This window comes from Polyangium sp. 15x6, from assembly GCF_029960785.1.
GTDB lineage: Bacteria > Myxococcota_A > Polyangia > Polyangiales > Polyangiaceae > Polyangium.
On the sequence record NZ_JASBQE010000053.1, the window covers coordinates 1 to 23,071 of the forward strand.

At 70.7% G+C, this 23,071-nt stretch carries 15 protein-coding genes and 1 pseudogene; 4 read left to right on the forward strand and 12 right to left on the reverse strand.

Annotated features, from left to right (window positions below; translation table 11 throughout):
• The 3 genes and pseudogenes from QHF83_RS31730 to QHF83_RS31740 form a co-directional block, all read right to left on the reverse strand.
• A pseudogene (locus tag QHF83_RS31730) lies at positions 1-3,437 on the reverse strand (hypothetical protein); the annotation flags it as partial.
• Positions 3,438-3,537: 100 nt separating this feature from the next.
• Positions 3,538-5,214: a hypothetical protein gene (locus QHF83_RS31735; RefSeq protein WP_282421740.1), complete on the reverse strand. Its 1,677-nt coding sequence runs from the start codon at positions 5,212-5,214 to the stop codon at positions 3,538-3,540.
• An 11-nt stretch (positions 5,215-5,225) separates the two neighbouring features.
• Positions 5,226-6,467 (reverse strand): hypothetical protein, encoded by a 1,242-nt coding sequence (locus QHF83_RS31740; protein ID WP_282421741.1) that lies wholly within the window; start codon positions 6,465-6,467, stop codon positions 5,226-5,228.
• Positions 6,468-6,556: 89 nt separating this feature from the next.
• Between QHF83_RS31740 and QHF83_RS31745 the strand changes: the two genes are divergently transcribed.
• On the forward strand, positions 6,557-8,233 hold the full coding sequence (locus QHF83_RS31745; RefSeq protein ID WP_282421742.1) for an FAD-dependent monooxygenase: 1,677 nt from the start codon (positions 6,557-6,559) through the stop codon (positions 8,231-8,233).
• A gap of 3 nt (positions 8,234-8,236) precedes the next feature.
• On the opposite strand, the gene QHF83_RS31750 is transcribed toward QHF83_RS31745, so the two are convergent.
• Together QHF83_RS31750 and QHF83_RS31755 are read right to left on the reverse strand one after the other, a co-directional pair.
• A complete protein-coding gene (locus tag QHF83_RS31750; RefSeq protein ID WP_282421743.1) occupies positions 8,237-9,061 on the reverse strand; it encodes a hypothetical protein in 825 nt (274 codons plus the stop codon).
• 5 nt (positions 9,062-9,066) lie between these two features.
• Positions 9,067-9,819 (reverse strand): hypothetical protein, encoded by a 753-nt coding sequence (locus tag QHF83_RS31755; protein ID WP_282421744.1) that lies wholly within the window; start codon positions 9,817-9,819, stop codon positions 9,067-9,069.
• An 80-nt stretch (positions 9,820-9,899) separates the two neighbouring features.
• Here QHF83_RS31755 and QHF83_RS31760 point away from each other — a divergent pair, with 80 nt between their 5' ends.
• From QHF83_RS31760 to QHF83_RS31770, 3 genes are all read left to right on the forward strand, one after another.
• The gene (locus QHF83_RS31760) at positions 9,900-11,399 is read left to right on the forward strand and encodes a hypothetical protein (protein WP_282421745.1); all 1,500 of its coding nucleotides are present in this window, start codon (positions 9,900-9,902) and stop codon (positions 11,397-11,399) included.
• Positions 11,400-11,518: 119 nt separating this feature from the next.
• Positions 11,519-12,643, forward strand: a complete 1,125-nt coding sequence (locus tag QHF83_RS31765) for a glycosyltransferase family 2 protein (RefSeq protein ID WP_282421746.1) — start codon at positions 11,519-11,521, stop codon at positions 12,641-12,643.
• Positions 12,640-13,425, forward strand: coding sequence for a polysaccharide deacetylase family protein (locus QHF83_RS31770; RefSeq protein ID WP_282421747.1), 786 nt, complete (start codon positions 12,640-12,642; stop codon positions 13,423-13,425). Before QHF83_RS31765 ends, QHF83_RS31770 begins: the two co-directional genes overlap by 4 nt.
• Here the strand turns inward: QHF83_RS31770 and cheB are convergent.
• Genes cheB through QHF83_RS31805 form a run of 7 tightly spaced genes read right to left on the reverse strand, consistent with a single transcriptional unit; the run spans position 13,422 to position 23,021 of the window.
• Complete coding sequence (gene cheB / locus QHF83_RS31775) at positions 13,422-14,444, reverse strand: chemotaxis-specific protein-glutamate methyltransferase CheB (protein WP_282421748.1); 1,023 nt, start codon at positions 14,442-14,444, stop codon at positions 13,422-13,424. The genes QHF83_RS31770 and cheB overlap by 4 nt on opposite strands.
• A 10-nt stretch (positions 14,445-14,454) precedes the next feature.
• Complete coding sequence (locus tag QHF83_RS31780; RefSeq protein ID WP_282421749.1) at positions 14,455-15,285, reverse strand: protein-glutamate O-methyltransferase CheR; 831 nt, start codon at positions 15,283-15,285, stop codon at positions 14,455-14,457.
• Positions 15,282-17,642 carry a HEAT repeat domain-containing protein gene (locus tag QHF83_RS31785; RefSeq protein ID WP_282421750.1) on the reverse strand — a complete coding sequence of 787 codons (2,361 nt, stop codon included), beginning with the start codon at positions 17,640-17,642 and terminating at the stop codon, positions 15,282-15,284. Before QHF83_RS31785 ends, QHF83_RS31780 begins: the two co-directional genes overlap by 4 nt.
• Positions 17,639-20,179 carry a methyl-accepting chemotaxis protein gene (locus QHF83_RS31790; protein ID WP_282421751.1) on the reverse strand — a complete coding sequence of 847 codons (2,541 nt, stop codon included), beginning with the start codon at positions 20,177-20,179 and terminating at the stop codon, positions 17,639-17,641. The genes QHF83_RS31785 and QHF83_RS31790 overlap by 4 nt, the downstream gene beginning before the upstream one ends.
• The gene (locus QHF83_RS31795; protein ID WP_282421752.1) at positions 20,157-20,621 is read right to left on the reverse strand and encodes a chemotaxis protein CheW; all 465 of its coding nucleotides are present in this window, start codon (positions 20,619-20,621) and stop codon (positions 20,157-20,159) included. The genes QHF83_RS31790 and QHF83_RS31795 overlap by 23 nt, the downstream gene beginning before the upstream one ends.
• Positions 20,618-22,639, reverse strand: coding sequence for a chemotaxis protein CheW (locus QHF83_RS31800; RefSeq protein WP_282421753.1), 2,022 nt, complete (start codon positions 22,637-22,639; stop codon positions 20,618-20,620). The genes QHF83_RS31795 and QHF83_RS31800 overlap by 4 nt, the downstream gene beginning before the upstream one ends.
• Complete coding sequence (locus QHF83_RS31805; RefSeq protein ID WP_282421754.1) at positions 22,632-23,021, reverse strand: response regulator; 390 nt, start codon at positions 23,019-23,021, stop codon at positions 22,632-22,634. Before QHF83_RS31805 ends, QHF83_RS31800 begins: the two co-directional genes overlap by 8 nt.
• Between the last annotated feature and the right edge of the window lie 50 nt (positions 23,022-23,071).

Genomic DNA, 23,071 nt, shown 5'->3' on the forward strand with positions numbered 1-23,071 from the left:
ATCATCTTGAGCGCCGGATACACGAAGGTGCCGACGAGCTGGAGCATGCCGCCGAGCGCATCCGCGCCCGTGGCGCCGCCGAGCGCGCCCGCGACGTCCCCGAGGCCGCCGCCCGCGATGCCGCTGCCGCCGTTACCGCCCGCGCCGCCGCTGCCGCCGTTACCGCCCGCGCCGCCGCTGCCGCCGTTACCGCCCGCGCCGCCGCTGCCGCCTGCGCCGCCCATGCCGCCGGCACCGCCGTCGCCGCCGCTGCCACCCCCACCTCCGGTGCCGTCCGTGCATTCGCCTTCGAGGCAAACCCCGTTGTTGCACGCCGTTCCGTCGGGGAACGTCATGTCGAGCGGGCACGTGGTCGACACGCCGGTGCATTTCTCCGGCACGTCACACAGATCCACGGCCGGCCTGCACGTGACCGTCGTGTCGGCGATCACGTCCGCCGTGCAGCCCTTGCCGACGCCGTCGCATTTCTCCGGCACGTCACACGGCCCGGCCGCAGGGCGGCAGACCGTCATGACGTCGGCCACGAAGTCGAGCGGACAGGCGACATTCGCGCCGTCACACGATTCCGCGACGTCACAAGGGCCGGCCGCGGGTCGGCACATCACCATGGGACCCTGGAGGACGTCGTTCGGACACGCGCCGCTCGCGCCCGTGCACACCTCGGCGATGTCGCAGACACCCGCCGCCGCGCGGCACGTGGTGCCGGCGGGTACGAGGACGTCGCCGGGGCAAGCGGCTGTATTGCCGGGGCAAACCTCGGCCACGTCGCAGGCGCCCGCCGCCGCGCGGCAGTTGGTCCCGGCGGCGAGGAAGGTATCGCCGGGGCAACTCGCGCCATTGCCAGGACAAACCTCGGCTACGTCGCAGGCGCCCGCCGACGCGCGGCAGGTCGTGCCCGTCGGGAGGTACGTATTCGCAGGGCAGGCGACGCTGCTCCCGGTGCAGCTCTCGGCCACGTCGCAGGCGCCCGCTGCGGCGCGGCACGTGGTGCCAGCCGGCTTGAGCGTGTCCGTCGGGCAAGCCGCCGCGTCGCCGGTACAGCTCTCGGCCACGTCGCAGACGCCCGCCTGGGCGCGGCAGGTCGTGCCGGCCGGCTTGAAGACGTCGTCGGGACAAACCACGCCGGACCCCGTGCAGAATTCGGCCTCGTCGCAGGCGCCCTCGGACGGCCGGCACGACGTCCCCGCCGGGGCGATCACGTCGGCGGGGCAGGCCGCGCCGTTCCCGCTGCACGTCTCCGTCACGTCGCACGGGCCCGCCGCGCCGCGGCAGATCGTCCCGGCGGCGATGTATTTGTTCGACGGGCAGCTCGTCGACGAGCCATTGCACGTCTCCGCGACGTCACAGCCGCCGTTCGCCGCGCGGCACACGGTTCCGCTCACCGCAGGGCCACACGTGCCGTTCATGGCCGCGCCCTGGGTCACGCTGCACGCCTGGCAATCGGTCGAGACCCCGGAGCCGCAGGCGCTGTTGCAGCACACGCCGTCGATGCAGAAGCCGCTCGTGCACTCCTCCGCGACATTGCAGGCCGCGCCGTTCGGGAGCTCCTCGAAGAGCTCGAACACGTACGCCGCGCCCGCGTCCCCCTTCGCGTCGAAGGACTCGGTGACCGCCCCGACGAGGAAGTGATTGCCGCTCATCGAGACGCTGTACCCGAACAACCCAAGGCCGTTCGGTCCGTCGATCTGCGTGAGCTGCGACCAGGTAATGCCGTTGCGCACGAACACGTACGCGGCGCCGACGGCCGAGTTGCCCAGGGGCTCGGCGCGGTACGCGCCGACGACGGCCCGGTCGCCGCGGATCGCGACCGCGTTGCCGAAGATCATGTTCTCCACGGCGTTGCCTGCCAGGAGCTTGGCTTGCTGGGTCCACGTATTCACGTTTCGCGTGAACACGTACGCCGATCCGACGTCGAGCCCGAACCCCGTGTTGTCGTAGGGGCAGCCGATGAGCGCCGAGTCGCCGCTCAAGGCGACCGCGCTGCCGAAACGGTCGTCCGCCGCGCCGTCCGACGGGCCAATCGAGGCTTGTTGCGTCCACGTGGCGCCGGTCCGGACATAGACGTACACCCGGCCCGCCGCGGTCCCGTGCGGCGAGCCGACGAGCGCCGTGTCGGCCTCGACCGCGACGGACCGGCCGAACACCCCTCCCGCGACCCCGCTGCTCGGCAGGATCTGGGCCTGCTGCGTCCACGTGGTGCCGCTCCGGACGAAGACGTAGGCAGAGCCCGAATCCACGCCGGTCGCGGTGTCGTCGAGATCCGCGCCGACGAGGGCCGTGTCGCCATCGAGCGCGACCGACACGCCGAACCCGTCACCCATCGCCGCGTCGGACGCGACGAGCTGCGCCTGAAGCGACCATGACGTGCCATTGCGGACGAAGACGTAGGCCGCGCCCGCGTCCGCGCCGGCCGCGGTATCGTCGCCCCGGGCCCCGACGAGGGCCGTGTCGCCGTCGAGCGCGACGGACGAGCCGACGAAGTCGTTCTGGGCCGCGCCGGGCACGACGAGCTTGGCCTGCTGGGTCCACGTGAGGCCATTGCGGATGAACACGTAGGCCGATCCAGCGTCCGTGCCGCCGGCATAACTGTCCCCGTCTGCGCCGATGAGAGCGGTGTCGGCGTCGATCGCCACGCCGCTGCCGAAATAGTCCGACGCCTGCGCGTCGGAGGCGGTGAACCGGAAGCGCGGGATGGCCACGAGCGGATCGACGTGGAGCGGATAGGCGGCGCCCGCGTCGTCGACGTGGATCGTGATGCGCCCGCCGCGCACGCCGAGCGAAGACGGCACGGGTTTGCCCGTGGCGTCGGCGACGTAGAGCTCGCCGTACCGGAGCCGCGCGACGCCTTTGTCATCGACGAGCTCGACCGCTTCCCCGCCTGTCGTGACCGCCGCCGCGAGCCCGCCCGACACGGCCATTTCGAACGAGAGCTCGCCCTTGCATCCCGGCGCCTTCGCGACATCGAAGCCCTGCTCGATCCCGAGCGGACCGTTCACGTACCACTCCGTCACGTCGCCGCGCCGGTATTCCGTGCGGTTCCCGGAGGCCGTGGGCTCGGCGAGGGCCGGCGCGCGGAGGTCGCCTTCGCAGCCGAAACCCGCGAACGTCAGCGATGCCTGAAATGCCTCACCGCCGCCCGTCGAGCTCTCGATCCGAACGGACGCGGCGTTCATTTCCGCGACGAACCCTTGCGCCGGATTGTCCGCGCGGAGCGGTCGCCCCGGCTCTCCCCGGGCGAAACGATACGCCTCGCCCGCCTCGGCCTGCCGCGCCGCGATCGCCGCCGCACGGAGCGCGATTGGCATCTCGGCTGTCGCGGAGCTCGGAAGCACCGCCATGTCGCGTGGCCGCTCCTCGGGCGCGCCGCTCCGCTCCCCGCACGCCGTCGCCCCGAGGAGGTACAAGAGCCCGATCGATGTCAGGGATGCCGCTCGCATGCGCGACGCCTAGCCATGTCACCGGACGGAGTCGAGCTTTCTTTTGTTGCAAAATCGCGAGAGCGATTCGCGATCTTGCAACGATGAACGGCGCGCGGCCTCAAGGTATGTCGACGAATGCTTCGCGATCGAGCTCGTAGCAGGCGCAGATCCGCGCCGTCGCCGCGAAGAGCGCCCGCACGTGCTCCTCGGAGAACACGCCGGTCCGGACGAAGTACGCCTCGAAGTAGGACGTCTCCAGGAAGTAACGGATCGGGTCCCGGAACGACGCGAGCCCGAGGTACTGCACTTCGACCGCGTGCCGCGTGAGCTGCGCGAGCGGGCCGAGGTCCTCGTTCAGGTGGTGGCGCACGTTCGTCCGGACGTACGATTCGAGCTCCTCGGGCTGCAGGTAGCTCCGGAAAAACACGTTCGACGCGTAATCGGCGATCCGCGTGAGCATGACCCGAGCGAGCGCGCGCCCGGGGTGGGCTGCATCGGCGCCGAGCTCGTCGAGCTCGCTTTTCACGTCGCCTTCGAGGCGCGCGGGCATGGCGGCGACGAGCGTGTCCCAGCTCGTCTCGAGCGCCGCGAGGGCCTCGGCGTATTCGGGCATTCGCGCCTCGGGGATCCGCACGAGGCCGGCCTCGTGCACGAGGTGGCCCCATTCGTGGACCACGCGCGCGGCGAGGAGCTGCCGGTGGTACGGCGGCCCTTCCTCGCGCAGCGGATCGAAGCCGGGCTGGCGCAGCTCGTACACGATGCGGCGCAGGTCCGCGCGCACGTACACGCCGCCTTCGAGATCCACCTCCGCGCTCGTCCGAAACAGCACGTCGGGATCCCGGAGCGTCGCGAGCACGGCGCGGCTCTTGTCGCTCGCGAGCCGGAGGTCCTCGCGCAAGCTCTCGCCCGCGCGCGGGGAGACAAGGGGCGCGAGCGCTTTGCGGGCTTCCTCGAGGTTCGTCGCGTCCTCCGGCCGATACACGATACGATCGGGCGGCTCCACGAGGAGGACGTCCGGGCGCTCCTCCGAAAGGAAAACGCACACGGAATCGACCGCCTCTCGCCCTGCGGCCCGGGGCGCCTGCGCCGCGAGGAAGGTCGCCTCCATCTCGCGGGCCGCGGCGTCGAACGCGCCGAAGAGGGCGAGCAGGTCCGGACGTGTTCCCTTGGGGATCAAAAGATCCGCGCCGTCGACGTGGCCGAGCGGCTCGTTCGTCCCGGCCGGCGGCTCGCGCAGCGGGAGGTGATACAGCGTCCGGATCCACGGCAGCGCGCGGGCGAGGGCCACGAAGGCCGGAGCGTCGGGCCGCGTCGAGCGCGAGGCGGCGCGGGAGAAATCGTGCAGCTCGTCCTCGGTCCGCGTGAGGAAGTAACTCAGGTTGAAGCAGACGGCCGCGCGCAGGGCCTTGAGGAAGGCGAGGCGCTCGACGTGGAAGATCTGATAACAGACGTACTCCTCGTGCGAGCGCGCGGGATCGAGGTCCGAGGCGTACAAGGTCCACGTGACGCCGAGGAAAGGCGCGCTGTACGGCCGGACGCGCGAGGGATCCGTGACGACGAGGACGTTCGCCTTGCGCGGCGGCAGCCACGAGCCCGGCGCGCGGGCGTGCAGCGAGGCCGCGCGCTCACGGTAGAGCCGGTAGCCGTGCTCGAACAGGGCGATCCGCTCCTCCGACAAACCACGCCCCTCGCGGAGCAGCGCCCGCACCTCGGCCGAGACGGAGCTCTCGTCGAGGTGCTCGGCCGGGATCAAGAAAGCGCCTGGGTGGGCCATGCAGAATCGTTCGAGGTTCAAGCAAGCCTCTCTCACCGCTGCTTCCCGAGGACCGCCGCGAGCCCGGTGCATTTCTTCCCGCGCTCGATCCCGAACGACGCCGCGAAGTCGCAGAGCTTCTTGCCGAGCTCCATGTCCTCGGGTTTTCCGCTCACGATCGCCCTCGCCGCCGCCGGCTCGGCGCGCCGCGTGAGTTCGTCCCGGTACGGCTTCGTGGAGAAGTCCTTGCCGCGGAGCGCGTCGCGCAGGTCGTCGGAGACGCGCGTCGCCTCGGTCCACGCCTTCGTCGAATCCGCCGCCGCCGCCGCGTACGTCCCGAAGAACCGGTCCTTCGACGGGCTGTCCTGGCAAGGCATGTCCTTCGGCGTCGCGAGCAGATCCTCGACGCCGAGCTCGCGCTTCTGCGCGCGTTCGAGGCGCGGCGCCGCCTCCTTGGCGAGCGCGAGATCGTCCGCCGAGAGCTTGCCCGCGTCGAAGTTTTTCGCGAGCGTCTCGCAAGCCGCGACGTACCGGGCGCGGGCCCGCCCGGTCGCGCAGGCCTCGAGGCGCGATTTCTCGCCCGTGACCTGCTCCGGCGTCGCGAGCGTGATGTCCTCGGGCGCGAGCTTCTCGACCGCGCACGGATCCTCCGCGCGGAGCGCGACGTCGACGCGGGTGCGGGCCTGCTCGATCTGCTTCGTCTTGTAGGCCGATCGCCACGCGACCGAGAACGATCCGAGGATGACGATCACGAGCGCCGAGCGGACGAGGAGCTTCCGCCGCGCATACCGCGCGTGCAGCGGGCTCGATTCGAGCCGATCGCCGCACTGCAAGACGAGCGTCTCCCACCCGGAGACCTCCGTGCCGAAGAGCTCGATGGGCCCGCAGACCCTCGGATCGGTCGTGAACCGCTTCGCGACTTTGAAGAGCGCCTCGGCGCCGGTCTGCTTTCGCGCATCGAAGGCCGCTCCTCGCGTGGGGCCCGAGAGCGGGCCGCCCACCGTGGCCATGTGCTGTTGCACGGCGCGCAGCGCGGCGATCTGGGCGGCCTCCAGGCGATCGAGCGCGGGCAAGAGCGCGTCCCACGGCAGCAGCGCTTCGACGTCGACCTTCCGGAACTTGAAGACCGCGGCGGCCTTCTCGATGCCCTGCTGCAGACCGGCGAGCAGATCGGCCTTCGAGAGCGCGGCGATCCCCTCGCCGATCGCCCCCTCGCCGAGGCGCGCGTTCGCGGCCTGGATCGGCGCGAGCGCGGCCTTCACGAGGGCATCCCCGAAGTCCTTCCGTTCCGGCATCGTGCGAATCCTACCCCTCGAACACGCCGATTTCCTAGTATGATGCCGGAGGGCTGCGGCGTTCGGCGCGGCGAACGGAGGGAGCGGCGATGGCGTTGGATGCGCTCGTGGTGGGGGCGGGCCCGGTGGGGCTCGTGATGGCGGCGGAGCTCGCGCGGCACGGTCTCTCGTGCCGGATCATCGACCAGGGCGAAGGCCCTTCGATCTGGTCGAAAGCGCAGGTCATCCACGCCCGCACGCTCGAATGTTTTCACGACATGGGCGTGGTCGACCCCATCCTCGCGCGCGGCCGGCAGGTCGGGGGCGCGCGCGTCATGACGCCCGCGCTCGAGCGTATCGCGCGGGTCGAGATCAGCGGAATCGACTCGCCGTATCCTTTTCTGCTGAGCCTCTCGCAGCGCGAGACCGAGCTCGTGCTCGCCGAGCACCTCGAACGCGCGCACGGCATCAAGGTCGAGCGCAAGGTCAAGCTCCAGAGCTTTTCGCAGGACGAGGGCGGCGTGACGGCCGCGCTCGCCGCGGAGGACGGCTGGCTCGAGGAGGTGCGCGTGCCGTATCTGCTCGGCTGCGACGGCTCGCACAGCACCGTTCGCAAGGCGCTCGACCTTCCGTTCGAGGGCTCGACCTACGATGTGCGCATCATGCAGGCCGACGTCCGCGTCGAGCTCCCGGTCGCGGTGCACGAGGACGAGCTCGCGATTTTCCTCGGCCCGAGCGGCATGCTCGCCTTCTTCCCGCTGCCGGGCGAGGGGCGGTATCGCATGCTCACGTTCGTCGATCCCGACGACGATCGCCCCGTCGAGCTTTCGTCGTTCCAGGCGCTACTGAAGGAGCGTGGCCCCGCGGGTTCGTCCCTCGGGGATCCCGCGTGGATGATCGATTTCCGCATTCATTGCCGCATCGTCCCGCATTACCGCGTCGGCCGCGTGTTCCTCTCCGGCGACGCGGCGCACATTCACAGCCCGGCGGGCGGGCAGGGGATGAACATGGGGATCCAGGACGCGTACAACCTCGCCTGGAAGCTCGCGCTCGTGGCGCGCGGCGTGGCGAAGGACGCGCTCCTCGATTCGTACGAGGCCGAGCGGCGGCCCGTGGCTGCGGAGACGTTGCGCTTCACGGACGTGAGCACGCGCGGGCTCCAGACGGCGCTCACGCTGAAGAGCCCGCTCACGATCGGGATCCGCAACCACCTCATGAACTTCGTGACGAGCCTCGGCTTCGTGAAAGAGCGCGCGGGCCGGACGGTGTCGCAGATCGAGGTCGCCTATCCGAAGAGCCCGATCGTCGGGCAGGACCAATCGTCCTTGTGGAACATCCGCGTCACCGGCTCGGACGAGCGCCCGGGTTTGTCGGACTGGATCCATTTCGGCGACGGCCCCGCGCCCGGGGCGCGCGTGCCGGACATGCCGGTCGGCAGCGACACGCTGCACAACCTCCTCCGCGGCACGCAGCACACGCTGCTCTGCTTCGACGGCGCGGCCGCGACGAACGAGGGCTACGAGCGGCTCGGGCGCGTCGTGAACGTGGCGCGGGCGCGGCTCGGCGAGCGCGTGCGTGCGTATGTCATCGTCCCCGGGTCCGAGATCCCCACGGCCTTGCCCGCGGACGTGCCCGTCCTGCTCGATCCGGACGGCGAAGTGCACCGGCGCTTCGGCGCGCGCTCCGAGAGCATTTACATGGTGCGACCCGACGGGTACGTCGGCTATCGCAGCCAGCCGGCGGACGAGGAAAAGCTCGCGGCGTGGCTCGATCGCCTCTTCGTATGAATCTCAGTACCGGACGCCGTTGTAGAAGACGAACTCGCCGCGGGGCACGCCCTCGGCGAGTGTCTCTTTGACGCCGGGCTCCCATCGTTTGTCCGTCCAGGTGGGGAAGCAGCGCCCTTGGTTCGCGAAGTAGCCGTTCCTGCAGCCGTTGGCCGAGCTCGGCAGCGCGTCGGGGCTCACCCAGTGCGTCGATCCGTTCGTCGGATCGTTCTTCGCCGGATCCTTGTCGCGGAGCCTGCGGCAGGCGGCCTCGATCGAGTCCGTCATCTGTTTCGCGAAGAGCCCGGCGTTGCTGTCGTTCATGCCCTGGGCGCGCGTCCCGATCGATTTGTAATGCGAGATCTCGGCGGCGTTGTTCGGCACGCGCGGGACGCCACCCGTGCGGTTCATGTACGCGTAGGCCACGGCCGTCTTCGCGTTCATGCTGTGCGAGCCCGCCTCGTTGTACACGACGTTCGCCAGGTTCATGAGCCCGTCGCCGTGGCAGGCGCACTCGTTGATCTTGTCGTTCAGATCCTTCTTGCGTTGCTTGAGCTCCTCGCCGTGCCGCTTGAGGTTCTCGAGGTTCGGATCGCCCTCGGTCGACCAGCCCTTCTTCTTGTAAGACGCGATCTTCGAATCGAGGTTGTTCTGGTTGTTCGTGATGGCCGTGTCGAGCTTCGCGTTGACCGCGGCGATGTCGGCCTTCATCTGCGGGCTCATCGTCTTTTCCGGATCGCAGGGGCAAGGCTTGACCGCGCTGCCCTCGTCAGGCGACGAGACCTGCTTCGAGTCCGCTTCTCCGCTCGACGAGGCCTTCTCCGGTGTGCCTCCGCCCGGAAATCCCATCGCAATCACTCCTTGTGCATGAAGCGGAGGATCCGCTCGCAATAAAGCCCTGCCTCGCTCACGATCGCCTGCATGTCGCACCCGCGGAGCGACGTGTCCGCCCAGGCGAAGAGCGGATCGGTCGCGAAGCCGTGCCCGAGCAGGCATGCGAGGAGCGCGTAGACGACCGCCGCGCCGCCGCTGCATCCGTGGGCCTCCGCGAGCGCGGTCCACGCGTCGACGGCCCTGGCCTCGCCCTCGGGCCCGAGGTAGTCGAGCCGCTCGGGGAAAAGCGCGCGTGTTTCCTGCAAGATCACCGCGCGCATCGCCTCGGGCGCGACGCTCATGGAGAGCGCGCGCGTGGCGATCGGCTCGAACCGCCGCATCGCCGCGAGCGTGCGCTCCTGGCCGATTCCGGGCACGGCGCGGAGGTACTCCATCATGGCGTCGTGCAAGCGATCGGCCTTCTGGGCCTGCGTCGGGTGCGCCTCGGCGAGCACGGCTTCGGCCCAGGGAAAGAGCGGGTCGTCGTCGAAGGCGGAGCCGAAAAGGATCATCGTCTCCACGAAGAGCCGCACCGGCCCCACGCGGGTGAGCCCGCGGCGCGCGGCGCGCTCCACGCCGAGCCGCGTCACCGCGGCGATCGCGCGCTCGGGCACGATGGCGAAGCAGCCGGGCGAGCGCTCGCCGAGCCTGCGGATCACGTCGCGTTGAAGCTCCGCGATCCCGACGTCGCGTTCGAGCACCTCGAATTGGTCTTGTCGGATCCAGAAAGCCATCGTTCGCGCGCGCGTCGACGTTACAGCGATGTCGGTGCGTTGCCAAGGCGGCTCGGGTAGACTCGGCTCCCCGGAGTCCGATGAACGACGCTCCCGCCGCGACCTCGCCCACGTCCCCCGGCGCGCTCACGCTCGAAGACGCGCGCCTCTTTCTGGAGCAACACGTTCGCACCACGACGTGGGGGCGGCGCGGGCTCGCGGCGCGGCTCGACGTGACCTCGTTCGAGCGAAGCGGTGCATTCGACGTCGTGTTTCAATCGTACACCGAGACGCGCGTCCCCGAGGAGACGCACGAGCCGTACGCCGGCGGGCGCGTCGACGGCCCCGAGAACGGGCGGGCGCCGGGGCCCTGGGAGATCCTCCTTCAAATGCCGCCGCTCTTCACGCAGGAGCACCGCGTCATCGTGCGCGTGCCGCACACCGACGAGGTGCGCACCTGCTATCGTTGCACCGGTGCCGGCCGCGTCACGTGCAGCACGTGCAGCGGCGGCGGGCGCGTGATCTGCTCGCACTGCGGCGGCGACGGCCGGACCACGGAGACGCGCACCACCACGGAGACGGATGCGCAGGGCAATACGTCGACGCGGACCGAGACGTACACGTCGACCTGCTCGGGGTGCTGGGGCAGCGGGCGCGTGACGTGCTCGACGTGCGTCGGCAGCGGCAGGGTCACGTGCGGCCCCTGCACGGGGCTCGGGCGGCTCTGTCATTTCCGGCGTATCCACGTGTGCTGGTCGACGCGCACGAATTCGCGGCAAATCGAGAAGACGGATCTGCCGGACGAGCTCGTGGGGCTGGCCGGCGGGGACGTGATCCACAGCGAGGAAGAGGCCCGCATCGAGCCGGGGCGTGGCGGGGAAGGCGGGGCCGGTCCTTATCGTGGAGCTTTTACGAGGGTGAACGCGGACGTCGAGGCGGCGGCGAACGCGCTCATTGCTTCGCACGTGTTCCCGGAAAACGAAAAACTCCACGGCCAGCGGCTCGTCGTGCGCGCGGTGCCCGTGTACGAGGCGCGTTATCGCTGGGGCAAGCAAATGCGGACGTTCTGGGTCTTCGGGACGGACCGGCGGGTGCATGCGCCTCGGTATCCCGTCTCGCCGTGGCGCGTGGGCGGCGCCGTGCTCGGGGGCGTCTCGGTGCCGGCGGCGCTCGTCGGGGCAAACCTTTTTGGACAAACAGTGCCGCCTCCACCCCCTGTCCCAGAGCCCCGGATCGAGGTCGTCGCGCCGCCCGTCCTCCCCGCGCCGCCGCCGAGCCCCGCGCCGCCTCCGCCCCTGCCGGAGCTCGAAAAGGCGAAGGGGCCGAGGCCCAATGTCGCGGTTGGAAAAACGGCCGTCGAGCTGCGGACGGATCCGCCGGGGCTCGACGTGTTCGTCGGGGGCAAGAAGCTCGGCGTCTCGCCTTTGTGGATCACGATCCCGTCGAGGGGCGCGGGGCCGTGCAAGCAGGGCAAATGCGCGCTCGGCCGGTGCACGGACGGGGCCTGCGAGCCCGTCACGAAGGTGGAGGTCCGCGGCGCCGAGGGCGCGCGGATCGTCGAGGTCGCTCCTTCGGACGGCGAGCTCGTCGAGCTTCGCTGAGCAGGTATTTCGACCTCAAACGAGGTGCGCCTTTGCGCGCACGACGCTAGAGATACGTGTGCGAGACCGGCGGGGGTCACGCGTGGCGCGCCGGGGCCGGGATCGGGGGGCGGGGGGCCATGGAGGTCTTGTTCTGGCTGGCATTTGCGTTCGTGGCGTACACCTACGTCGGATATCCCGTCGGGATCTGGGCGCTCTCCCGATTGCGACGCGAGGAGCCCGTCGATCCGGACGTCGTGGGCGAATGGCCCACCGTCACCGTGGTCATCGCGGTCCATGACGAGGCGGCGCGGCTCGAGGCCAAGCTCGCGAACCTCCGCGCGCTCGATTATCCGCCCGATCGTCTGCGTTTTCTTTTCGTCTCGGATGGCTCCACGGACGCGACGGAGGCCATTCTCTCGCGCGAGCCCGACGTGACGCTCCTCGGGTATCCGGAGCGGCGGGGCAAGGCGCACGCGCTGAATGTGGCGATGACCCACGTGCAGACCCCGGTCGTCGTGTTCGCGGACGTTCGCCAGCAGATCGCGCCGCGGGCCGTGCGCCACCTCGTGGCCCGCTTGCAAGAGCCCCGCGTCGGGGCCGTGAGCGGAGAGCTCGTGCACGTCGATCCGAGGACGCAGGCCGCGGCGCACATCGGACTTTACTGGCGATACGAGAAATGGATCCGCAAGGCGGAGAGCCGCTTCGCCTCGACGGTGGGCGTCACCGGCGCGCTGTATGCGATCCGGCGGGAGGACTACGAGCCCCTGGAACCGGGCACGTTGCTCGACGATTTCGAGCAACCGATGCACCTCGCGCGCCGCGGTCGCCGCGTGGTCTTCGAGCCGCGGGCCGTGATCTACGACGAGCTGCAGGAGAACGTGGCCGGGGAGCGAAAACGGAAGATTCGCACGCTCACCGGCAATTTTCAGTCGTTCGCGCGGCACTCGTGGTTGTTCGTGCCGTGGCAGAACCCGCTCTGGATCCAGTTCGTCTCGCACAAATGGTTCCGGCTGCTCGTGCCTTACGCGCTCGGCGTGATGTACGTGTCGTCCATGCTGGCCCCCGGGCCGTTTTACCGGGCGGCGGCGACGCTGCAGGGCGCGTTTTACATGCTCTCCTTCGTGGGCGCGGCCATCCCGACGCTGCGCCGGAGCCGGCTCGTGAGCTTCGCCGAGGTGTTCGTCGAATTGAACCGGGCCTCGGTGCTGGCGCTGCGCAACTACCTCGAGGGCCGCATCGACGCGCGCTGGGAGAAGACATGAGCCGACTCGTCGTCCTGATGTATCACGCGCTCTACGAGGGCGAAGAGGAGCTCGAGGCGATCGACCCGGCGGATCGGCCGTATGCCGTCTCCGTGGACGCCTTCGAGGAGCAACTCGACATCCTCGCGCGAAAGGGGCTCCCGGTGGCGGATCCTGCCGCGCTGCCGAGGCGGCTCCATACGAGTGATCGTATCGTGCTGACGTTCGACGACGGCCACGCGAGCGGCCACCGGCACGCTCTGCCGCGCCTTTTGCAGCGAGGGCTCCGGGCGGCGTTTTTCGTGACGTCCGATTTTATCGGAAAACGTCCGGGTTTTTGCGGTTGGTCCGAGGTGCGCGAGATGGCGGACCTCGGCATGTCGATCGGCTCCCACGGGCAGACGCATCGATTCCTCGACGACCTGCCGGAGGGCGAGGCGCGCACGGAGCTCCACGATTCCAAGGCGACGATCGAGGACCACGTGGGCCGCGCCGTGGAGCAAATCTCGTTTCCCGGCGGCCGATTTCGGGCGCTCGACGTGGAGGCAGGGATCCTGCTGGGCTACCGCGTGTTCCATTCCTCGCGCGTCGGCGCGCACAGGTCGGGGCGTTTGCCCGAGGGGGTGGTGCTCCGCCGGATCGCGGTTCGTCAGGGCACGTCACCGCGTGAATTCGAGGCTCTCGCGAGCGCGTCGCCGGCGTGGCTCCTCCGGGCCCGCGCGCTCGGCGGGGCGAAGACGGCGGTGCGGCGGGCCCTGGGGAATGAGCTTTATCACGCGCTGTACGAGCGAATGGCGGGTTAGGCGACGTGCCGCACGAGGAGCTCGCCCATCTTGTCGATCGGCGCTTCCCCGCAGGCAAGGCCCGCTTCTCGAACACATCGCGGCATACCATACACGACGCACGACGATTCCGATTCGACGAGCAGCCTCCCGCCGGCCGCGTGAATGGCGCGCGCGCCCGCGAGGCCGTCGTCACCCATTCCCGTGAGCACGACGCCCAGCGCGCCGGCGCCGAATCCCTCGGCCGCGCTCCGGAACAGGAGATCCACCGACGGGCGGTGCAAGGCCTCGACGTGGCCGTCCTCGATGCGCGCATAAGGCCGCCCCGCCCGTCGCTCGACCCTGAGGTGCGTGCCTCCACGCGCGAGGACCACGAGGCCGGGAGATAACTCCTGGTCGTCCTCAGCCTCCTTGACCGAAAGCGCGCTCGCCTGGTCCATCCGCCGCGCGAGCGCATCGGTATACCCCGGCGGGATGTGCAGCGCCGCGACGACGGGCACCGGAAAATCGCGCGGCAGCGAAGTGAACAGGCGCGTGAGCGCTTGCGGGCCGCCCGTGGAGGCCCCGACGACGACGAGGCTCGTCAGATGCAATCGCGGCTGCACGGCCGGCGCTTCGATGTCCGGCGCCGCGCTTCGCCGGTGTTTGCCCGCTGCAAGGACGCGACCCACGAGGTCGTTCGATAACTCGTACAGCCGATCCGTCGCGAGCGAGGTGGGCTTCTGGACCAGGTCGACCGCCCCGTACGCGAGCGCTTGCTTGCCGAGCTCGCTCTGCGCGTCCGAGATGCTGACCGCCACGACCGCGGGCGCGTCGGTCGTCGGGAGCGCGCGTAATACGCCAATGCCGTCGAGGTGCGGCATCACCAGATCGAGCACGACGACGTCGGGGTGGTACTCGGCGATCTTCTCGAGCGCGTCGAGGCCGTCGCGCGCGATATCGACCACCTCGAGGCCCGGATGCTTGCTCAGGACCTCCCGCAAGACCTTGCGCGCGAAGGCCGAATCGTCGACGACGAGGACCCGGATGGGTTTCTCCATGGCGGGGTACTCAGCCCACCTTTCGGTAAACGAAGGCTCCGCCTCGCTCCTCGCACCGGAGCGCCGTGCCGAGCCGAAGGAGCGACTCCGAGACTCCCACGAGCAGGGCGCCATTCGGCACGAGGACGCCGGTGAGCGCGTCGATCACGCGCCGCGCGGTCGCGTCCTGGAAATAAATGAGTACGTTGCGACAAACGATGACGTCGAAGAGCCCGAGTTTTTCGATGGCGTCCCCGTCGAGCAGGTTGAGGCGTCGGAAATCGACGGCCCGGCGAATCTCCTCGCTCACCACGATTCGCCCGTCGTTCTTCTGCAGGAAGCGCCAGGCGAAAGGCGGGACCTTCACCTGGCTGCGCAGCGAGCGGGGGCCGTATTCGCCCGCGCGCGCCGCCGCGAGGGAGCGCGCGCTGACGTCGCTCGCCACGATCTCCACCCGATCGAGCAGCCCACGCTCGGCGAGGATCATGGCCATGCTGTACGGCTCTTCTCCCGTCGCGCAAGCCGCCGACCAGACCCGAGCCTTGCGTGCTCCGCCGGCCTCGGCGAGGGGGATCAGGATCTCGCGCATCATGGCTTCGAGCTGATCGAGCTCGCGGAAGAAATAGGTCTCGCCGACGACGAGGACGTCGGCCAGCGCGTCGAGTTCGGCCGGCCCCGCGGGATCGTAACGCAGATAGTAGTAGTAATCGAGCAATGAATCGAATCCCGCCTCGACGGCGCGCAATGCGACCTTGTCGCCGAGCAGGTCCTTGTCGAGGGGACCGTAGTGGATGCCGAGCTTTTCCTCGATCAAGGCGCCGAGGATCGCGAAGACCTGGGGGGATATCGGCAATCCGTTCATGCGCTCCATTGCGCCACGACGAGGGAGCACACCCGCCGGACCTCGGGATCCGGATCCACCGAAGCCGCCTGCTCGAGCGCGGCGTGGGCCTGCCGCGTGCCGAGCGCCGCGAGCGTGGTCGCGGCCGCCTTGCGCGCCGCGGGGTTTGGCAGGCCAAGCGCCGCCAGGAGCGCCTCGTTCGCGCTCTCGCGGCGCATCCGCGCCAGGGCCGAGGCGAGGTGCGCGGACAGCTCGTCGTCCGCCGTCGCGAGCGCCTCCAGAATGCCCTCGATCCGGCCCGGCAAGGGCGCGCAAAGCGCGGCGAAGGCGCGTTGCGTCGACGGATTCGCGGCGTAGAGGCCGACGAGCGCCCGGGTGGCCTCCACCCCGGGCCGCTGCGCGAGAATGCCCATCGCCGTCGCGGCGACGCTCTCGTCCGCGTCCCCCGCCGCCCGCACGAGCGCAGGCAAGACCTCGGGCGAAGGCACGCCCGCGATGGCCGAGACCGCCACGATGCGGGTCGCGACGTCGGGCGAGGCCATCCCGGCCACGAGGTGCGGAATCAACTCGGGCCGTCCCATGAGGCCGAGGCCGATGAGCGCGGCGCGCTGGACGTCCGGATCTCGCTCCTCCGCCGCCTTTTGCAGCGCAGCCGCGGCGACCTCGCCCCGCAGGTACGCGAGCGCCTCGACCGCCCCCACGCGCACGTGCCCCGCCTCGTCGTCGAGTAGCGCCGCGATGCGCGGGGCCGACGTCTCGTCCCCCAGCCGTCCGAGCGATTTGCAGGCGAAATAGCGGACCCACGCGTCCGCGTCGCCGAGCGCATCCACGAGGCAGGCGACGACGCGCGGCTCCGCGGTCGATTGCCCGAGGGCACGCACCGCCGCCGCGCGCGTCCGCGGGTCGGGACCGGTCGCCAGCGCGAACAGGGCGTCGAGGGCCGAGGGCGCGTCGAGGTAGGGCAAACCGGCGATGGCGACCTCGCGGACGCGCGTGTCGGGATCGCCGAGGGCATCGAGGAACACCGGCAACGCCGCGTCGTAACCGAAATACCCGAGGATACGCAGCGCGGCCCGGCGGACGGCGGGGCGCTCGCTCCGCGCGGCCTCGAGCGCGAGCGCCTCGGTGTCCGCGCTGCCGAGCGACTGGATCGCCGAGCTCGCCGCGTGCACGACACGGCCGTTCGGGTCGGCGAGGAGCGGAAAGAGCATGCGGACCGCGGAGGGATCGCCGATGCGGCCGAGCGCGTCACACGCCGCGGCCCTGACCTCGGGGTCCTCGTCGCCGAGGCAGCGGACCACCTCCGCCATCGCGGCGCGGCTCGTGACGAGCGGCAGGAGGAGCAGGCGACGAGGCGAGTCGCCGTCGCGCAGGGCGTCGAGCACACGCGCGTCCGAGCTCTGCCCGAGCTGGAGGAGGGCGCCGGCGGCCGCGGCCGCCACCGCGGACGGGCCATCGAGCAGCGGCCGCAGCTCCGGGATCGCAGCTTCGCTCCCGAGCCCCGCCAGCACCGCGCAGATCGCGATCTGCTCGGCCTGATTCGCGCCGCGCAGGCCCTGGACGAACCGCCGTACGGTCGCGGGCACGGGCACCGCGCGGCGCAGCGCCTCGTCGATCGGCGCGGACACGCCGTAGAGCTCGGCGTGCCTCTCGCGCAGCTCCGCGAGCGCGAGGGCCACGGAGCGGACGATCGCGTCGCCGGGACGGGCGAGCAGCCGCACGAGCGGCGCGACCGCGGCGCGATTGCCGGTGCGGCCGAGCGCGCGAGCGGCCTCGAGCATGTACCGCATGTCGAGGAGCAGATCGGCGAGCGGCTCCACGGCGCGCGGATCGCCGCTGCGCCCGAGCACGTCGATGGCCGGGAAGGTGCGGAAGAAGTTGCCGCCCGTCACGACCCGCACGAGCGACTCCACCACGCGCCGGCCCCCGATGCGCCCGAGCGCCTCGACCGAGGCGACGGCCACGTTGTCGTCGGGGTGCGAGACGAGCTCGGCGAGCCTGGGCAGGGCGAGCATGCTCTTGCGACGTCCGAGGATCTGCGCCGCGTCGGCGAGGACCGCGGGGGCGCCTTCGTCGGCGAGCGCGAGGATCGCGGGATCGGCATCCCCGGCCGAGGCCGAGAGCGCGTCGACGGCGGCCGCGATACGCGCCTCGTTGTCGCGCCTGTCGCGCAGCGCGGCGCAGAGCGGCTCCACCGCGGCGTCGCCGATCGCGGCGAGCGCGGCCACCACCTTGCGCCGCACCGTCCAGCTCGGGTCGACGAGCATCTCGACGAGCTCGGGCACGCCGGTTGCGCCCATCGCCTCGAGCGTGCGGATCTCCTCGATGCGCTCCTTCTCCGCGTCCGAGAACGTGAAGCTCCCTGGGGCCGTGCTCATGACTCCGATGCCGCTCCTCCGGCGGTCCCGTTCGCCTCCGTCCGTAGCCTGGAGAGCGCCGACCACAGGCTCGCCACGGTGTCCGCGTGCCCGGCGCTCGCGTCCCGGATGCGCGCCACCTGATCGACCACCTGCCCCAGCGTGTCCCGCGCGGCGAGCGCATCCCGCGCCTGCGCGAGCAGCGCGCCGGCCGCGGCGCGCGTGCGCCCGCGCATGTCGACGAACGTCTTCGTGAGCTTCTCGGCGGCGCTCGCTTGCTCCGAGGAAGCGCTCGCGATCGTCTGCATGGACGTCGTCTGCCGCGCCGCGGTCGTGGCCAGCATGGCGACCGTCTCCGCTTGCTCGGCGACCGCGCGCGCGGCCTGCTTCGCGATGCGCCGCACGGCCTCGCCCTCCTTCGCGAGGGCCGTGGTGGCCTTGGCCTGCTCGACGGCCGCGGCCTTCACCGCCGCTGCCAGCGTGGCGACCTGCCGCGACGCCGCGTCGACCTGCTTGGCCGCGCGCGAACGCTCGGCCACGACGCGGGCGACCTGCACGGCCTGCTTGCGCGCGTCGTCCACCGCCCGCGCCACCTCGGCCGCGCCGGCCGCCTGCTCGCTGAGACCCGTGATCATCCGCTGCGCCGCGCTCGTGACCTCCTGCGCGAGCGCGCCCACGCTCGTGAGGGCCCGCGTTTGCTCCACCATCGCCGCGCTCGTCTGGTGCGTCAGCGCGCGCATCTGCACGGCCGCCTTGGCGAGCTGCACGGCCCCGGCGGCTTGCTCGCTCATCGCCCGCGAGACCTTCTCGGCGTTCTGCGTGAGAAGCGTGTTGGCGCGGACGACGTCGCGCAGGCTGCGGGCCTGCTCGCCGGTCGCCTCCTTCGTCTGCCGGGCCATGCGGCGCATCTCGCTGCTGCCCTGCGCGAGCGACTGGATGGCGCTCGTCTGCTCGGCAGCCCCGCGCGCGATCGCCTTGCCCTCCTCGTTCACGCGCGCGGCGATCTGGGCCATCGAGGTCACGGCCTGGACCTGATCGCCGTTCGCCCGCTCGACCTCGCGCACCGACCGCCCGATCCCCTCCACGCCTTCGAGGATCGTCCCGAGCGCGCGCTCGGCGTCGACGGCGAGGCGCGAGGCGTCCTCCGCGGTCTTCACGCCCTCCACGGACGCGCTCACGGCTTCCCGCGCGGTGCCTTGCAGGCCCCGGACGATCTTGGCGATGTCGGCGCTCGCCGCGGCCGCGCGATCCGACAGCGCGCGGATCTCCTCGGCGACGACCGCGAAGCCCCGCCCGTGCTCGCCCGCGCGCGCAGCTTCGATGCTCGCGTTGAGCGACAGGAGGTTCGTGCGGTCCGCGATCATGTTGATCGTCTGCACGATGTCGCCGATCTCCTCGGCGCGGCGGCCCATCTCCTTCATCACGCCTGCCGACTCGACCATCGCCTGGCGGATGTTCCCGAGGCCCGCGATGGACTTGCCCACGGTGGCCGCCCCTTCGCGCGCCGTCGCCACGCTCTGGTCGGCGGTCTTGCGCGCGCTCACGACGATCTCGACGATCCGCCGCGTCGAGGCCTCGACCTGCGCCGACGCCGCGGCGCTCGTCGCGGCGAGCTGATTGATCTGCTCGGCGCCTTGCGCCATCGACTGCGCCGAGCGCGCGAGCTCTTCCGCGGCCGCCGCGTTCCCTTCGATCACCGCGGCGTTCCTCTCGGCCGTCACCGCGACCTGCTCCACGGACGCCGCGATCTCGGTGATCGAGCTGGCGTTCGCCGTCGTGGCCTCCTCGAAGCTCTTCGCGTGGTCGGCGACGCTCTTGGTCGACCGCGCCATCTGCTCGGCCGTGGCCGACGTCTCCTCGACCGCGCTCGCCATCTCGGCGGCGTCCCGCGTCACCCGTTCGAGCGCCGCGCCCGTGCTCGTCACGGCCGTGGCCATGCCGAGGATCCGCTCGCCGACGCCCTTGGCATCCGCGGAGAGCCTCCCGATGCCCTTGGCCATCTGCTCGATGGTCGTCGCGACCTCCTCCATCGAAGCTGCGTTCGACTCGCCCCGCTCGGCGAGATCGGTGAGGTCCTTCGTGTTCGCCGTCGAGGTCGCGAGCAGCTCTTCACTCGCGGTCGCGAGCTCCTCGGCGTTCTGGCCGACGCCCTTGATCGAACGAGCGATCTCTTCCGTACTTGCCGCCGTCCCCTCCGCCGAGGCCGCGAGCGCTTCCGTGTCGCTCCGGACGCTGTTGATGCTCGGCGCGAGCTGTTGCAGCCCGCTCGCCGTGGCTTCGAGGCCCCGGAGCACCTCGCTCGCGTCGTCGCGGATCCGCTGCTGCCCCCGCGCGAGCGCCTGCAGGGAGATGCTCGTCGATTCGACCTCGTCCGCGAGCTCGTCCAGCGAGGCGCGAAGCTCCTGGCCCGACGACGCCCGCCCTTCGGTCCCCGCGGCGAGGCGCGACGCGGCTTGCTCGAGCGCGTTCGCCTGCGTCGCCGTCCGGCGCAGCTCGCGCTCCGCCTCTGCAGCCTTCGCGAGTGCGAGGTCGATCTCAGCCGTTCCGTTCGTCGACATAAATGCCTTCCTGACCGATGATTTTTTGGAAATTGACCAGCATCACGAGGCGCTTCTCGCCCGGCCTGCGCTCGACGTGGGCCACGCTCTTCACGAACCCGGCGCTCTCGCCCCCCATCCACGACGGCGGCGCCGAAAGGCCTTCCGGCGCGATCTTCATGATCTCGCGCGCGCTGTCGACGAGCAGCCCCACCGTGCGTTCGCCGCTCTGGACCACGATCACCCGTGAATCCATGGTCGGCTCGATCCTCGGCAACCCGAAGCGTAGCCGCAGATCGACGACCGGCACGACGCGGCCCCGGATGTGGATCAGCCCCGCGACGTACGGCGGCGTCCCCGGCACCTTCGTCGCGCCTGCGAAGGACTCCATCTGCAGGACGTCCGAGGCCTGCAGGACGTACTCGCCGTCCTCGACCTTGAAGACGACGTAGAGCTCGCTCATACGGCCACCTCCGTGCGGTTCTGGGAAAGCGCCCCGGAGAGCGCCACGAGGTCGAGGACCAGCGTGGGCCGGCCGTCGCCGAGATCCGTCGAGCCGGAGACGCCGGCCACCTTGACGAGCGGGTCCTCGAGCGGCCGGATCACGACCTCCTGCTGCCCGACCATCCGCTGGATCCCGAACGCCAGCGGCGCCCCGTTGCGCCGCACGAGCAGCGCCTTCGGCTCGTCCCCGGCGCCGAGCGAGAAGACGGACGCGAGGTTCACGAGGGGCACGATCTCCCCGCGCCGCTCGAGGAACCTCACCTCGCCGAAACGTGTATGCCGCGCGGGCCCGCGTACGAGCCCCTCCGGCGCGACCTCGACGATCTCCTCGATCGCCGCGACGGGCGCCACGAACGTCTGATCGCCGCACACGAAGGAGAAGGCGTCGACGATGGTGATCGTGAGGGGGATGCGCAGCGTGAACGTGGTGCCGGCGCCCAGCGTGGTGCGCAGCGACATCTCGCCGCCGAGCTGATCGACCACGGCGCGCTTCACGATGTCCATCCCGAGCCCCCGCCCGCTCGTCTTCGTCGCCTGTTCGAGCGTCGTCAGCCCCGGCTGCGTGATGAGATCGAGCAGCCCCGCGTCGTCCGCGGGCACGGGGCGGGATGCCTTGCGCGCCACCGCTTCACGGTCGATGCCGCGCCCGTCGTCGATGATGCAGAGCTCGAGCTGGTTCGTGGAGCGCTCGAAGCACGTCACCCGCACGAGGCCCTCCTCGGGCTTGCCCAGACGACGCCGCTCGGCTGGGGGCTCGATCGCGTGATCGACCGCGTTGCGGATGAGGTGCACGATCGCCGGGAAGATCCGCTCCGCCACCGCCTTGTCGAGCTCCGCCTTGCCGGCGTCGATCACGACGCGGACCGGCTTGTTCGTGGCGCGGCTCAGCCCTCGCACGATGAGCGGCACGCGGTCGAGCAGCTCGGCGACGGGCACCATCCGGGCGCGCATGATCGCGCCGCGGAGGTCGCGCACCTGCCGGCCGTAGCTCTTCACGATGTCGCCGAGCTCGCCCACGTTCACGCCCTGCGCGGCGAGCGCGTCCACGGCGCGCGCCAGGCGGAAGCGGGTGATCACGAGCGCCGAGAGCCGCTCGAGCGCGTCGTCGAGGCGCGCGACCTCGACGCGCACGATCCCGCGCCTCCGCCCTTCGGTCTCGCCGACGTCTTCTTCTGCCGTCGACGGCTCGCCGAGCGGATCCGCCCCGCCTTCGGGCCGGGGGTGGAGCACCTCCCGCACGTGCTCCGGCGTGGCGCCGACCGCCGCGGCGAGCTCCTCGTCGCGCCCGTCCGTGAGAACGAGCAGGGCGAAGGCGAGCCCGCCGGGCGCCGCGTCGCTCACCGGGATCGAGAGCGGCACGACCTTCACGATCTCCGCGAACGCGCCGATTCGCTCACGCACGGTCGTGATGGTCATCCCCTCGGCCGCGCGGGCGGGCGACGGCACGAAATCGACCCGCAGCGCGCGCCGTCCGCCTTCCACGCCTTGAATGAGCTGGGCCCTCTCCGCGGCGGAGAGCTTGACGAGCACATCGGGCTCGAGGTCGATCTCGACGGTGAGGGGCGCCTCGTTTTTCGTGATCTCCAGCGCGGCGAGCGCGTCGAGCAGGTGCGGGGGCGCGGGCGCGACGGGCGCGTTCACCGACAGCGCCCGCACCCGCTCTCCAATGGCGCGTAGCCCTGCGAGCAGGGCCTCCACCGCTTTGGCCGAAAGCGCCCCGGCCGCGCGATCGGCATGGCGCAGCACCGTTTCCATGGCGTGGGCGATGTCCACGATGGGCTCGACGCCCACCATTGCGGACAGGCCTTTGACGGTGTGGAGCGAGCGAAAGAGCTCGCGCACGGCTCGCGGATTGTTCTCGCCTTTGCGCAGCGAGGCCTCGACGGCGAGCAAGTTCATCGTCGAGGCGGAGAGATGCTCTTCGGCCTCGACCAGATATCCGGCCAGAAATTCGCTCGCGTCGAACCCGCTACTCATGGAATCCCGCCGCACCCTGGCGGAGGATGGATTGCACGTTCGCCAGGATTGCATCGGGCGTGAAAGGTTTCGTCATGAACTGCGAAGCGCCTGCGCCGAGGGCGCGCGAGCGGGAACCCTCGTCTCCTCGCGTGGTCACGACGAGGATGGGCAGGCGTTTGAGTTTGTCCTGACCACGGACGAACTCGATGACCTCGAAACCGCCGATGTCGGGCATGTTGAGGTCGAGCACGACGAGGTCGAAGCTCTGGAGCGCCAGCTTTTCGATGGCCTCGAGACCACTCGCGGCGTGGGTGAAGGCGAAGTCCTCGACCGCGCGCAGGCACGCGACGATCATTTCTCGCATCACTTTGCTGTCGTCTACGACGAGTATTTCCGTCACGCGCCCCCCGGAGTCCGTCCATTAACCCCCTTCCCCGAACCCGTCAAGCT

Bases quoted from the DNA above. Each gene is read 5' to 3' on its own strand.
- QHF83_RS31750 (WP_282421743.1), bottom strand. From the start codon at position 9,061: ATGGGATTTCCGGGCGGAGGCACACCGGAGAAGGCCTCGTCGAGCGGA.
- QHF83_RS31740 (WP_282421741.1), bottom strand. From the start codon at position 6,467: ATGCCGGAACGGAAGGACTTCGGGGATGCCCTCGTGAAGGCCGCGCTC.
- QHF83_RS31780 (WP_282421749.1), bottom strand. From the start codon at position 15,285: ATGAACGGATTGCCGATATCCCCCCAGGTCTTCGCGATCCTCGGCGCC.
- QHF83_RS31760 (WP_282421745.1), top strand. From the start codon at position 9,900: ATGAACGACGCTCCCGCCGCGACCTCGCCCACGTCCCCCGGCGCGCTC.
- QHF83_RS31795 (WP_282421752.1), bottom strand. From the start codon at position 20,621: ATGAGCGAGCTCTACGTCGTCTTCAAGGTCGAGGACGGCGAGTACGTC.
- QHF83_RS31785 (WP_282421750.1), bottom strand. From the start codon at position 17,642: ATGAGCACGGCCCCAGGGAGCTTCACGTTCTCGGACGCGGAGAAGGAG.
- cheB (WP_282421748.1), bottom strand. From the start codon at position 14,444: ATGGAGAAACCCATCCGGGTCCTCGTCGTCGACGATTCGGCCTTCGCG.
- QHF83_RS31755 (WP_282421744.1), bottom strand. From the start codon at position 9,819: ATGGCTTTCTGGATCCGACAAGACCAATTCGAGGTGCTCGAACGCGAC.
- QHF83_RS31765 (WP_282421746.1), top strand. From the start codon at position 11,519: ATGGAGGTCTTGTTCTGGCTGGCATTTGCGTTCGTGGCGTACACCTAC.
- QHF83_RS31800 (WP_282421753.1), bottom strand. From the start codon at position 22,639: ATGAGTAGCGGGTTCGACGCGAGCGAATTTCTGGCCGGATATCTGGTC.
- QHF83_RS31745 (WP_282421742.1), top strand. From the start codon at position 6,557: ATGGCGTTGGATGCGCTCGTGGTGGGGGCGGGCCCGGTGGGGCTCGTG.
- QHF83_RS31790 (WP_282421751.1), bottom strand. From the start codon at position 20,179: ATGTCGACGAACGGAACGGCTGAGATCGACCTCGCACTCGCGAAGGCT.
- QHF83_RS31770 (WP_282421747.1), top strand. From the start codon at position 12,640: ATGAGCCGACTCGTCGTCCTGATGTATCACGCGCTCTACGAGGGCGAA.